Here is a 12296-nt window from a genome sequence, read left to right as displayed (position 1 = left end):
GGGAGCTATGCCGTGAATTGGTCGGGAATGGTCCGCGGTTTGTCGCGCGGGACCCGGATCCACGATGATGATCTCGGCGAACGGCCGCTCAGACGGTGCTGATCGGGCCATGAACGGGCGGTGAACGGCCCGTTCCCATCATCCGATAGCCTCTGCCGACATGCCGCCCGGCCGTCCCCGGTCCGGGGCGCCCCCACCACGCACATGCCCGGCGTCGTGCACGCCGGAACCCAGAGGAGTGAGTTCGTCTGTCGACCGCCATCCTCACCGGTCAGCCGGTCCCCGGGTCGCCGCTCGAGGGCGATCTGCGGTCCCTCGGCTTCGACGTGCGGGCCGCCTCCGACGCGGCCGACGCCGAGACGCTCCTCGCCGCCGTGCCCGCCGATGAACGGGTCGCCGTCGTCGACGCCCGCTTCGTGGGCCACGTCCACGCGCTGCGCCTCGGCCTGACCGACCCCCGGTTCGACGCCGCCGCCATCCCCGGCGCCGTCACCGCCCGCCCGGCCGCCCGCCCGGCGCTGACCAAGGCACTGCGCACCACCTCGGGCGACGCGTCCAACGGCTCCGTCGTGGTCGGCATCCTCGCCGACCACGTCGCCGACGTGCTCGACAGCGATCTGCACCGCCCCGAGCTGGGCGACCTCGTGGCCGAGGTCCCGAGGGACCCGCAGGCCCGCAACGAGGCCCGGCAGGCCGTCTCGCAGGTCGACGACGAGGCGATCCGGCTGAGGACCGCCGTGAAGTCCCGCGACGGCTTCTTCACCACGTACTGCATCAGTCCCTACTCCCGCTACCTCGCCCGCTGGTGCGCCCGCCGGGGGATGACCCCGAACCAGGTCACCACCGCCTCGCTGATCACCGCGCTGATCGCGGCGGGCTGCGCCGCGACCGGCACCCGCACCGGGTTCGTCGCGGCGGGAGTGCTGCTCCTCCTCTCCTTCGTCCTCGACTGCACGGACGGCCAGCTCGCCCGCTACTCCCTGCAGTACTCCACGCTCGGCGCCTGGCTCGACGCGACCTTCGACCGTGCCAAGGAGTACGCGTACTACGCAGGCCTCGCGCTCGGCGCGGCCCGCGGGGGCGACGACGTGTGGGCGCTGGCCCTCGGCGCGATGGTCCTGCAGACCTGCCGGCACGTCGTCGACTTCTCCTTCAACGAGGCGAACGTCGACAGCACGTCCACCAACACCAGTCCCACCGCCGCCCTGTCGGACAAGCTCGACAGCGTCGGCTGGACGGTCTGGGTGCGGCGGATGATCGTCCTGCCCATCGGTGAGCGCTGGGCGATGATCGCGGTGCTCACCGCGCTCACCACGCCCCGCATCACCTTCTACGCGCTGCTCGTCGGCTGCGCCCTCGCGGCCTGCTACACGACGGCGGGCCGCCTGCTGCGCTCCCTGACGCGCAAGGCGCGGCGCACCGACCGGGCCGCGGCCGCGCTGCTCGACCTCACCGACTCGGGACCGCTCGCGCACGCCCTCACCGGCCCGCTGCGCGGAGTCCTGCGCGGGGTGCCCGCCCCGGTCACGGCGTTCGCCGCCGGAGCCGTCGCCGTGCTCACGGCCTGGCTCGCGCCCTACGGAAGCTGGCTGCCCGTCCTGGGCGCGGCGGTGTACGTACTGCTGTCGCCGGCGGCTCTCGTGCGGCCGCTCAAGGGCGCCCTCGACTGGCTGGTTCCGCCGTTCTACCGGGCCGCGGAATACGGGACCGTACTCGTACTGGCCGCCAAGGCCGACGTGAACGGAGCCCTTCCGGCAGCTTTCGGACTGGTGGCGGCCGTCGCCTACCATCACTACGACACGGTGTACCGCATTCGCGGCAACGCCGGCGCGCCGCCGTACTGGCTGGTGCGTGCGATCGGCGGGCACGAAGGCAGGACGCTGCTGGTCACCGTCCTGGCCGCGCTGCTCGCCGCCACAGATTTCAAGGTCGCGCTCACGGCACTCGCCGTGGCCGTGGCACTGCTGGTGCTCGTCGAGAGCATCCGCTTCTGGGTGACCGCCCACAGGCGCGGCGCACCCGCCGTACACGATGAAGGAGAACCCGCATGATCGGCCTCGTGCTGGCTGCCGGCGCCGGACGGCGTCTGCGCCCCTACACCGACACCCTGCCCAAGGCTCTGGTGCCGGTGGGACCCGAAGGCGACGAGGACAGCATCACGGTGCTCGACCTCACCCTCGGCAACTTCGCCGAGATCGGCCTGACCGAGGTCGCGATCATCGTCGGCTACCGCAAGGAGGCCGTCTACGAGCGCCGTGAGGCGCTGGAGCAGAAGTACGGCGTGAAGATCACGCTGATCGACAACGACAAGGCCGAGGAGTGGAACAACGCCTACTCCCTGTGGTGCGGCCGTGACGCGATCAAGCACTCCGTGATCCTCGCCAACGGCGACACCGTGCACCCGGTCTCCGTCGAGAAGACGCTGCTCGCCGCCCGCGGCGACGGCAAGAAGATCATCCTCGCCCTCGACACGGTGAAGTCCCTCGCCGACGAGGAGATGAAGGTCGTCGTCGGCCCCGAGGGCGGCATGACGAAGATCACCAAGCTGATGGACCCGGCCGAGGCGACCGGTGAGTACATCGGCGTCACCCTCATCGAGGGCGACGCGGCCGACGAGCTCGCCGACGCCCTGAAGACGGTGTTCGAGACGGACCCGCAGCAGTTCTACGAGCACGGCTACCAGGAGCTCGTGAACCGCGGCTTCCGGATCGACGTGGCCCCCATCGGCGACGTCAAGTGGGTCGAGATCGACAACCACGACGACCTCGCCAAGGGACGTGAAATCGCGTGCCAGTACTGACGAGGCTCATCCCCTCGCCGGTCGTCGTCGACATCCGCCCGGGAGCCCTGGACGACCTGGCGAGTGTCCTCGCCGACCAGCGCATCTCGCACTCGGGCAAGCTGGCCGTCGCCATCAGCGGCGGCTCGGGCGCCCGGCTGCGCGAGCGGCTGACCCCGGCGATGCCGGGCGCGGACTGGTTCGAGGTCGGCGGCGGCACCCTGGACGACGCGATCAAGCTCGCCGACGCCATGAAGAAGCAGCACTACGACGCGGTCGTGGGGCTCGGCGGCGGCAAGATCATCGACTGCGCGAAGTTCGCCGCGGCCCGGATCGGCCTCCCGCTGGTCGCCGTCGCGACGAACCTCTCGCACGACGGCCTGTGCTCGCCGGTCGCGACCCTCGACAACGACGCGGGCCGCGGCTCCTACGGAGTGCCGAACCCGATCGCCGTGGTCATCGACCTCGACGTGATCCGTGAGGCACCGGTCCGCTTCGTGCGCTCCGGCATCGGCGACGCCCTGTCCAACATCTCCGCGGTCGCGGACTGGGAACTGGCCAACCGCGAGAAGGGCGAGCAGATCGACGGCCTCGCGGCCGCGATGGCCCGCCAGGCCGGCGAGGCGGTACTGCGGCACCCGGGCGGCGTCGGCGACGACGGCTTCCTCCAGGTGCTCGCGGAGGGCCTGGTCCTCACCGGCATCTCCATGTCGGTCGCGGGCGACTCGCGTCCCGCCTCGGGGGCCTGCCACGAGATCAACCACGCCTTCGACCTGCTCTTCCCCAAGCGCGCAGCCAGCCACGGCGAGCAGTGCGGCCTGGGCGCGGCCTTCGCGATGCACCTGCGCGGGGCCCACGAGGAGTCCGCCTACATGGCCGAGGTCCTGGGCCGCCACGGGCTTCCCGTGCTGCCGGCGGAGATCGGCTTCACCGTGGACGAGTTCGTCCAGGTCGTGGAGTTCGCTCCGACGACCCGGCCGGGCCGCTACACGATCCTCGAACACCTCGACCTCTCCACCGACCAGATCAGGGACGCATACGCCGACTATGCAAAAGCCATCGGTAGCTGAACTCCGCCCGGTCGTTCACCCCCCGGGGGTGAAGGACCGGCGGAGCGGTGAGCACTGGGCCGGCCGGCTCTACATGCGCGAGATCTCGCTGCGCATCGACCGGCACCTGGTGAACACGCGGGTCACGCCCAACCAGCTGACCTACCTGATGACCGTCTGCGGCGTCCTCGCCGCCCCGGCGCTGCTGGTGCCGGGGATCCCGGGCGCGCTGCTCGGCGTGCTGATGGTCCAGCTCTACCTGCTGCTCGACTGCGTCGACGGCGAGATCGCCCGCTGGAAGAAGCAGTACTCGCTCGGCGGGGTGTACCTGGACCGCGTCGGGGCCTACCTGTGCGACGCGGCGGTCCTCGTCGGCTTCGGCCTGCGCGCCTCCGACCTGTGGGGCTCCGGCCGGATCGACTGGCTGTGGGCCTTCCTCGGCACGCTGGCCGCGCTCGGTGCCATCCTGATCAAGGCCGAGACCGACCTCGTCGGCGTGGCCCGCCACCAGACGGGCAAGCCGCCCGTCCAGGAGTCGGCCTCCGAGCCGCGGTCCTCCGGCATGGCGCTGGCCCGCAGGGCCGCCGCCGCGCTGAAGTTCCACCGGCTCGTCCTCGGAGTCGAGGCGTCCCTGCTGATCCTCCTCCTCGCGGTCCTGGACACGATCAGGGGCGATCTGTTCTTCGCCCGCCTCGGTGTGGCCGTGCTGGCGGGCATCGCCCTCCTGCAGACCCTGCTGCACCTGGTGTCCATCCTCGCGTCGAGCAGGCTGAAATGAGCACCTCCATGAAGGTCGGCGCGGTGATCATCACCATGGGCAACCGCCCCGACGAGCTCCGTGCCCTCCTCGACTCGGTCGCCAAGCAGGACGGCGACCCGGTCGGGGTGGTCGTGGTGGGCAACGGCTCGCCCGTGCCGGACGTCGAGGGTGTCGTACCGGGGCTGCGGACCGTCGAGCTGCCGGAGAACCTCGGCATCCCGGGCGGCCGCAACGTCGGCATCGAGGCGTTCGGCCCCGGCGGCAGCGACGTCGACGTCCTGCTCTTCCTGGACGACGACGGCCTGCTCGAACGGCACGACACGGCAGAGCTGTGCCGCGCGGCCTTCGAGGCCGACCCGGAGCTCGGCATCATCAGCTTCCGGATCGCCGACCCCGAGACCGGCATCACCCAGCGCCGCCACGTGCCGCGGCTGCGCGCCTCCGACCCGATGCGCAACTCGCGCGTCACCACCTTCCTGGGCGGCGCCAACGCCGTCCGTACGAAGGTGCTGGGCGAGGTGGGCGGGCTGCCGGACGAGTTCTTCTACGCCCACGAGGAGACCGACCTCGCGTGGCGTGCCCTCGACGCGGGCTGGATGATCGACTACCGCTCGGACATGGTGCTGAACCACCCGACGACGGCGCCCTCGCGGCACGCGGTCTACCACCGGATGGTCGCCCGCAACCGGGTCTGGCTCGCCCGCCGCAACCTCCCCGCCCCGCTGGTGCCGGTGTACCTCGGCGTGTGGATGCTGCTGACGCTCGTCCGCCGTCCGTCACGACCGGCCCTCGCGGCCTGGTTCGGCGGTTTCAAGGAGGGCTGGACCAGCCCGTGCGGTCCCCGGCGCCCGATGAAGTGGCGTACGGTGTGGCGCCTGACCCGACTGGGCCGACCTCCTGTCATCTGACAAGCTCGTGTCTGAGAGCATTCGGGCCGTATCCCGGTCCCTGGCTCCTGCCTATGCCCGACCAGGCTGCGCATCTTGAGGACGAAAGTTTCCACTTGTGAGTGAGACAACGCACGACGGCGGCGTCGCGGTGAGCGCCCCTCCGTCCCCCGATGAAGGGCTCTCCGCGGCGGACCTCGCCGCCAAGTACGGGCTGGCCGTGAGCGGTGCCCGGCCCGGACTCGTCGAGTACGTCCGCCAGCTCCGGGGACGGCGTCACTTCATCCTCGCCTTCTCGCAGGCGAAGCTCACCGCCCAGTACAGCCAGGCCAAGCTCGGCCAGCTGTGGCAGGTGGCGACCCCGCTGCTGAACGCGCTGGTGTACTTCCTCATCTTCGGCCTCATCCTGGAGGCCGACCGGGGCTTCACGCGCGAGGTGTACATCCCGTTCCTCGTGACGGGTGTCTTCGTGTTCACCTTCACGCAGAGCTCGGTGATGGCGGGCGTCAGGGCGATCTCCGGCAACCTCGGCCTGGTCAGGGCGCTGCACTTCCCGCGGGCCGCGCTGCCGATCTCGTTCTCGCTGCAGCAGCTCCAGCAGCTGCTCTTCTCGATGATCGTGCTGTTCGTGGTGTCCGTGGGCTTCGGCAGCTACCCGCAGCTGTCCTGGCTGCTGATAGTCCCGGTGCTGGCCCTGCAGTTCCTCTTCAACACCGGTCTCGCGATGATCTTCGCGCGGATGGGCTCGAAGACCCCGGACCTCGCGCAGCTCATGCCGTTCGTGCTGCGTACGTGGATGTACGCGTCCGGCGTCATGTTCTCCATCCCGGTGATGCTGGAGGGGAAGCCGGCCTGGATCGCCGACGTCCTGCAGTGGAACCCCGCCGCGATCTACATGGACCTGATGCGCTTCGCGCTGATCGACGGATACGGCGCCGAGAACCTGCCCCCGCACGTGTGGGCGGTCGCGGCCGGCTGGGCCCTCCTCGCCGCCGTGGGCGGATTCGTGTACTTCTGGAAGGCTGAGGAGCGTTACGGCCGTGGCTGAGCAGATCACCGACACCCGCATCCCCACCGTCATCGCGGACGAGCTGCACATCGTCTACCGCGTCAACGGCGCCAAGACGGGCAAGGGCAGTGCCACCGCGGCCCTGAGCCGCATCCTCAAGCGCGGCGAGGAGCGCGGCGTGCGCAAGGTGCACGCCGTGCGGGGTGTCTCCTTCATCGCCTACCGCGGCGAGGCCATCGGCCTGATCGGATCCAACGGCTCCGGCAAGTCGACCCTGCTGCGGGCCATCGCCGGACTGCTGCCGGCCGAGCAGGGGCACGTCTACACGGACGGTCAGCCCTCGCTGCTCGGTGTGAACGCGGCCCTGATGAACGACCTGACCGGCGAGCGGAACGTCATCCTCGGCGGTCTCGCCATGGGCATGACGCGTGAGGACATCAAGGCCCGCTACCAGGACATCGTCGAGTTCTCGGGGATCAACGAGAAGGGCGACTTCATCACCCTGCCGATGCGGACGTACTCCTCCGGCATGGCCGCCCGCCTGCGGTTCTCCATCGCGGCGGCCAAGGACCACGACGTCCTCATGATCGACGAGGCGCTGGCCACCGGCGACCGCAAGTTCCAGAAGCGCTCCGAGGCCAGGATCCGCGAGCTCCGCAAGGAGGCCGGCACGGTGTTCCTGGTCAGTCACAACAACAAGTCGATCCGTGACACCTGCGACCGTGTCCTGTGGCTGGAGCGCGGCGAGCTGCGCCTGGACGGCCCGACCGACGAGGTCCTCAAGGAATACGAGAAGTTCACGGGCAAGTAGCCCGATTCGCCCAAGGCCCCGTCGGAACGGTTCGACGGGGCCTTGCGTCTGCACAGGAAACGCCAACTCCGGGCGCCTGTAGGAATCTTGACTCCAATCGGTGTGTTGTTGTGATGCGCGGGACACCCCGACGAGGCATGTCGGGTTGTACAACGTAAGCTGTACCGGTGCTGATTCGCGGCAAGTAGGGCGATAATGCGCGACACCCGGCATAGGGTCCATAGCACGGGCGTCCGAGCGGCGTGTCCGAAATAGTCTGAATTGGGTCAGCAGTGTAGAACGGGAGACGTGACGGCAATGGCTACGGAAACTCTCCAGGTCCGCTGTGCGTGTGCCGTCCCCGGTCCGGGCAGCGAACGATGACCCCGGCCGGGAAGGCGCGGGCCGGCGACCCGGAGCGCGACACCCTCGCCAAGGCCACGGACGAGAACTTCCCCGTGGCGCCGTTCTTCCTGCCCAGGGCCTGGCGCACCGACCTCATGGCGGTCTACGGCTTCGCGCGGCTGGTCGACGACATCGGTGACGGGGACCTGGCGCCCGGCGGCGCCGACGCCCGCCTCCTGGGCGTCCCGCCCGAGGCCGCGGAGGACCGCACGGTCCTCCTGGACGCCTTCGAGGCCGACCTGCTCAGGGTCTTCGACGGGACGCCCCGCCACCCGATCCTGCGTCGCCTGCAGCCGACCGTACGGCGCTCCCGCCTCACCACCGAGCCCTTCCTCGGCCTGATCGCGGCCAACCGGCAGGACCAGCTCGTCCGGCGCTACGAGACCTACGACGACCTCCTGGCCTACTGCGAGCTGTCCGCCAACCCCGTGGGCAGGCTCGTCCTCGCCGTCACCGGGACCGCGACCCCCGAGCGCATCCGCCGCTCCGACGCCGTGTGCACCGCGCTGCAGATCGTCGAGCACCTCCAGGACGTCGCCGAGGACCTCGGCCGCGACCGCATCTACCTTCCCGCCGAGGACATGAAGCGCTTTCACGTCCAGGAAGCGGATCTCGCCACGCCCACGGCAGGCGCATCGGTGCGCGCACTGGTTGCATACGAAGCAGAACGCGCCCGGAACCTCCTGAATGAAGGCACCCCCCTGGTGGGTAGCGTCCACGGCAGGCTGAGGCTGCTGCTCGCGGGGTTCGTGGCGGGGGGAAGGGCGGCGATCAAGGCGATCGCCGCCGCCGAATACGACGTACTTCCCGGCCCGCCGAAGCCCAGCAAGATCCAGTTGCTGCGCGCGGTGGGAGTGACTCTGCGAGGAGAGGGGTGATCCGGACCGTGGAGTCGGAACAGCGCGCGTCCGCACCGGTACTCGCCGCTTACAGCTACTGCGAGGCGATCACCGGGCAGCAGGCCCGCAATTTCGCGTACGGCATCAGGTTGCTGCCGACGCCCAGACGCCGCGCCATGTCGGCGCTCTACGCGTTCTCACGACGCGTGGACGACATCGGTGACGGAGCGCTCGCGCCCGACGTCAAGGCGTCGCGGCTGGAGGACACCCGGGCGCTGCTCGCCCGGGTCCGGGCCGGCGCGGTGGAGGAGGACGACACCGATCCGGTCGCCGTCGCCCTCAGCCACACGGCCGAGCACTTCCCGGTCCCGCTCGACGGTCTCGACGAGCTGATCGACGGCGTCCTCATGGACGTCCGCGGCGAGACCTACGAGACCTGGGACGACCTGAAGGTCTACTGCCGCTGTGTCGCCGGAGCCATCGGCCGCCTCTCGCTGGGCGTGTTCGGAACCGAACCGGGGGCGCGCGGCACCGAGCGGGCGCCGGAGTACGCCGACACGCTCGGGCTCGCGCTCCAACTCACCAACATCCTCAGGGATGTTCGCGAGGACGCCGAGGGCGGACGAACCTATCTCCCCGCGGACGACCTCGCGAAGTTCGGCTGCTCGGCCGGGTTCGACGGACCGAGACCGCCCGAGGGCTCCGACTTCGCGGGTCTCGTGCACTTCGAGGTGCGACGGGCCCGCGCGCTGTTCGCGGAGGGGTACCGGCTGCTGCCCATGCTGGACCGCCGCAGCGGAGCCTGCGTCGCGGCCATGGCCGGCATCTACCGCCGGCTCCTCGACCGCATCGAGCGGGAGCCGGAGGCCGTTCTGCGCGGCCGCGTCTCCCTGCCCGGACGCGAGAAGGCCTACGTCGCCGTGCGCGGGCTGTCCGGACTGGACAGCCGGAACATCTCCCGTCGGACCCTCAGGAGGCGTGCCTGATGGACACCGTCGGCCAGGACGACACAAGTCCGATGAAACGGCGCGCAACCCTCCGGTCGGGGACGGCGTCCCAGACTTCAACAGCCCGCCGTGCGGCGTTCCACCGGCACGGCGGGGCCTCGGGGGAGGGCGCACGATGAACGACACCGCACAGGCCGGAGGGCTCGACGGGGAGCGGCCGACACGGCCCGCCACGGCCGTAGTGGTCGGCGGAGGCCTCGCCGGGACCACCGCCGCGCTGGCACTCGCCGACGCGGGCGTGCGTGTGACCCTCCTGGAGGGCAGGCCGCGCCTGGGCGGCCTCGCCTTCTCCTTCCGGCGCGGCGCGCTCACCGTCGACAACGGCCAGCACGTCTACCTGCGCTGCTGCACCGCGTACCGCTGGTTCCTCGACCGGGTCGACGGGGCCGAACTGGCACCCCTGCAGGATCGTCTCGCCCTGCCCGTCCTCGACGCGCAGGCCCCACCGGGAAGACGGCTCGGCAGAATCGGCCGCAGCGCGCTGCCCGTGCCGCTGCATCTCGCACGAAGCCTCGCGGCCTATCCCCATCTCTCGCTCGCCGAGCGCGCCAAGGTCGGCCGTGCCGCCCTCGCGCTGAAACGGCTCGACCTCGCGGACCCGGCGCTCGACGCCCGGGACTTCGGCGGCTGGCTGGCCGAGCACGGCCAGTCGCGGCGTGCCGTCGAGGCACTGTGGGACCTCGTGGGGGTCGCCACCCTCAACGCGGTGGCCGGCGACACGTCGCTCGGGCTCGCCGCGATGGTGTTCAAGACCGGTCTGCTGTCCGACCCGGGTGCCGCCGACATCGGCTGGGCGCGCGTCCCGCTGGGCGAACTGCACGACACTCTCGCCCGCAAGGCGCTCGACTCCGCGGGCGTCCGAACCGAACTCCGGACACGAGTCACCTCCATCTCCCCTCAGGCGAACGGGCGTTGGAGCGTGGAGGTTCCCGGCGAGACGATCCACGCGGACGCGGTCGTGCTCGCCGTACCCCAGCGCGAGGCGTACGACCTGCTGCCCGAGGGCGCGATCGACGCACCGGAACGGCTGCTCGGCATCGGCACCGCGCCGATCCTCAACATCCACGTCGTCTACGACCGCAAGGTCCTCGCCCGGCCGTTCTTCGCCGCGCTCGGCTCCCCGGTGCAGTGGGTCTTCGACCGCACCGAGGCCTCCGGGCTCGCGCACGGGCAGTACCTCGCGCTGTCGCAGTCCGCGGCGCAGGACGAGATCGACGCACCCGTCGCCGTGCTCCGCGAGCGGTACCTGCCGGAGCTGGAGCGGCTGCTGCCCACCACCCGCGGCGCCGAGGTCCTGGACTTCTTCGTCACCAGGGAGCGCACGGCGACGTTCGCTCCCGCCCCCGGCGTCGGACGGCTGAGGCCCGGCGCCCGTACCAAGGCAACCGGCCTGTACCTGGCCGGCTCGTGGACCGCCACTGGGTGGCCCGCGACCATGGAGAGTGCGGTCCGCAGCGGCGTGAGTGCGGCCGATGCCGCGCTGAGCGCGCTGGGCCGGCCCCGCGACCACCTCCTCGAACTCTTCGAGGAGGCGGCGTGACGCTCGATCTGAGCGCGGCAGGCGCCCGCACCCCCCGTATCGCAACAAGAGGAGAGACTGTGCCCACTGTGCCCCCGGCATCGACGACTGCCGACGCGGTGGACGTGACCGCGCTCCTGGAGCGCGGCCGGACCCTGACCACTCCGGTGCTGAGGGCGGCCATCAACCGCCTCGCGCCCCCGATGGACACGGTCGCCGCCTACCACTTCGGCTGGATCGACGCCGCCGGCAAGCCCGCCGACGGAGACGGGGGCAAGGCGGTCCGCCCCGCCCTCGCCGTCCTGTCGGCGCAGGTCACGGGCGCGGCTCCGGAGGTGGGCGTACCGGGGGCCGTCGCCGTCGAGCTGGTGCACAACTTCTCGCTGCTGCACGACGACCTCATGGACGGCGACGAGCAGCGCCGCCACCGCGACACCGTGTGGAAGGTGCACGGGCCCGCGCAGGCGATCCTCGTCGGCGACGCCCTGTTCGCGCTGGCCAACGAGCTGCTCCTGGAGATCGGCACCGTCGAGGCCGGCCGCGCCACGCGCCGCCTCACCTCCGCCACCCGCGCCCTGATCGACGGCCAGGCGCAGGACATCTCCTACGAGCACCGCGACCGGGTCAGCGTCGAGGAGTGCCTGGAGATGGAGGGCAACAAGACGGGCGCCCTGCTCGCCTGCGCCTGCTCCATCGGCGCGGTGCTCGGCGGCGCCGACGACCACACCGCGGACACGCTGGAACGATACGGCTACCACCTCGGCCTCGCCTTCCAGGCCGTCGACGACCTGCTCGGCATCTGGGGCGATCCCGAGGCCACCGGCAAGCAGACGTGGAGCGATCTGCGCCAGCGCAAGAAGTCGCTGCCGGTCGTGGCCGCGCTCGCGGCGGGCGGACCCGCCTCCGAGCACCTCGGCAAACTGCTCGCCGCGGACGCCAGGAGCAGCGACTTCGAGACCTTCTCCGAGGAGGAGTTCGCCGCGCGCGCCGCCCTCATCGAGGAGGCGGGCGGCCGCGAGTGGACCGCCGGGGAGGCGCGCCGCCAGCACGCCATCGCCATCGAGGCACTGGACTCGATCCACATGCCGGACCAGGTACGGGCCCAGTTCGTCGAGCTCGCCGACTTCGTCGTCGTCCGAAAGAGATGATCACTATCGGTCGAATAAACCTCGCGTAGTCGCCGGCCGGTGCCTCCCCCTCGGGGGACCCATCCGAACGAACGCACCGGCCGACGGCGGACCCACAGCAGACG

12 protein-coding genes are annotated in these 12296 nt (G+C 70.9%); all 12 read left to right on the top strand.

The genetic code is table 11. The features are described from left to right. The first annotated feature begins 248 nt into the window (after positions 1 to 248). The 12 genes from IE265_RS03940 to IE265_RS03890 all read left to right on the top strand — a co-directional run bounded on the left by IE265_RS03940 (position 249) and on the right by IE265_RS03890 (position 12192). The gene (locus IE265_RS03940) at positions 249 to 2051 is read left to right on the top strand and encodes a DUF5941 domain-containing protein (RefSeq protein ID WP_190034089.1); all 1803 of its coding nucleotides are present in this window, start codon (positions 249 to 251) and stop codon (positions 2049 to 2051) included. Further along, on the top strand, positions 2048 to 2800 hold the full coding sequence (locus tag IE265_RS03935) for a phosphocholine cytidylyltransferase family protein (protein ID WP_190033889.1): 753 nt from the start codon (positions 2048 to 2050) through the stop codon (positions 2798 to 2800). Before IE265_RS03940 ends, IE265_RS03935 begins: the two co-directional genes overlap by 4 nt. After that, a complete protein-coding gene (locus tag IE265_RS03930) occupies positions 2788 to 3849 on the top strand; it encodes an iron-containing alcohol dehydrogenase family protein (RefSeq protein ID WP_190033888.1) in 1062 nt (353 codons plus the stop codon). The genes IE265_RS03935 and IE265_RS03930 overlap by 13 nt, the downstream gene beginning before the upstream one ends. Further along, entirely contained in the window at positions 3827 to 4606 is a 780-nt protein-coding gene (locus tag IE265_RS03925; RefSeq protein WP_190033887.1) for a CDP-alcohol phosphatidyltransferase family protein, read from the top strand. The genes IE265_RS03930 and IE265_RS03925 overlap by 23 nt, the downstream gene beginning before the upstream one ends. A gap of 8 nt (positions 4607 to 4614) precedes the next feature. Further along, complete coding sequence (locus tag IE265_RS03920; RefSeq protein ID WP_190034088.1) at positions 4615 to 5496, top strand: glycosyltransferase family 2 protein; 882 nt, start codon at positions 4615 to 4617, stop codon at positions 5494 to 5496. 97 nt (positions 5497 to 5593) lie between these two features. Beyond that, positions 5594 to 6523 (top strand): ABC transporter permease, encoded by a 930-nt coding sequence (locus IE265_RS03915; protein ID WP_190033886.1) that lies wholly within the window; start codon positions 5594 to 5596, stop codon positions 6521 to 6523. Then, a complete protein-coding gene (locus IE265_RS03910; RefSeq protein WP_190033885.1) occupies positions 6516 to 7295 on the top strand; it encodes an ABC transporter ATP-binding protein in 780 nt (259 codons plus the stop codon). Before IE265_RS03915 ends, IE265_RS03910 begins: the two co-directional genes overlap by 8 nt. Before the next feature lie 359 nt (positions 7296 to 7654). After that, on the top strand, positions 7655 to 8557 hold the full coding sequence (hpnC, locus tag IE265_RS03905) for a squalene synthase HpnC (RefSeq protein WP_190033884.1): 903 nt from the start codon (positions 7655 to 7657) through the stop codon (positions 8555 to 8557). Then, positions 8554 to 9504, top strand: coding sequence for a presqualene diphosphate synthase HpnD (gene hpnD / locus IE265_RS03900; RefSeq protein WP_190033883.1), 951 nt, complete (start codon positions 8554 to 8556; stop codon positions 9502 to 9504). Before hpnC ends, hpnD begins: the two co-directional genes overlap by 4 nt. Then, positions 9504 to 9644, top strand: a complete 141-nt coding sequence (locus IE265_RS39225; protein WP_373302900.1) for a DUF6380 family protein — start codon at positions 9504 to 9506, stop codon at positions 9642 to 9644. Before hpnD ends, IE265_RS39225 begins: the two co-directional genes overlap by 1 nt. Then, entirely contained in the window at positions 9641 to 11065 is a 1425-nt protein-coding gene (gene hpnE / locus IE265_RS03895; RefSeq protein WP_190033882.1) for a hydroxysqualene dehydroxylase HpnE, read from the top strand. Before IE265_RS39225 ends, hpnE begins: the two co-directional genes overlap by 4 nt. Next, positions 11062 to 12192, top strand: a complete 1131-nt coding sequence (locus IE265_RS03890; RefSeq protein ID WP_190033881.1) for a polyprenyl synthetase family protein — start codon at positions 11062 to 11064, stop codon at positions 12190 to 12192. The genes hpnE and IE265_RS03890 overlap by 4 nt, the downstream gene beginning before the upstream one ends. Positions 12193 to 12296 lie beyond the last annotated feature (104 nt).

Origin of the sequence: Streptomyces fructofermentans, from assembly GCF_014651055.1 — a bacterium.
Classification (GTDB): Bacteria; Actinomycetota; Actinomycetes; order Streptomycetales; family Streptomycetaceae; genus Streptomyces; species Streptomyces fructofermentans.
Note: the sequence above shows the minus strand (reverse complement) of the source record. Positions and strands in the feature narration are given on the sequence as shown.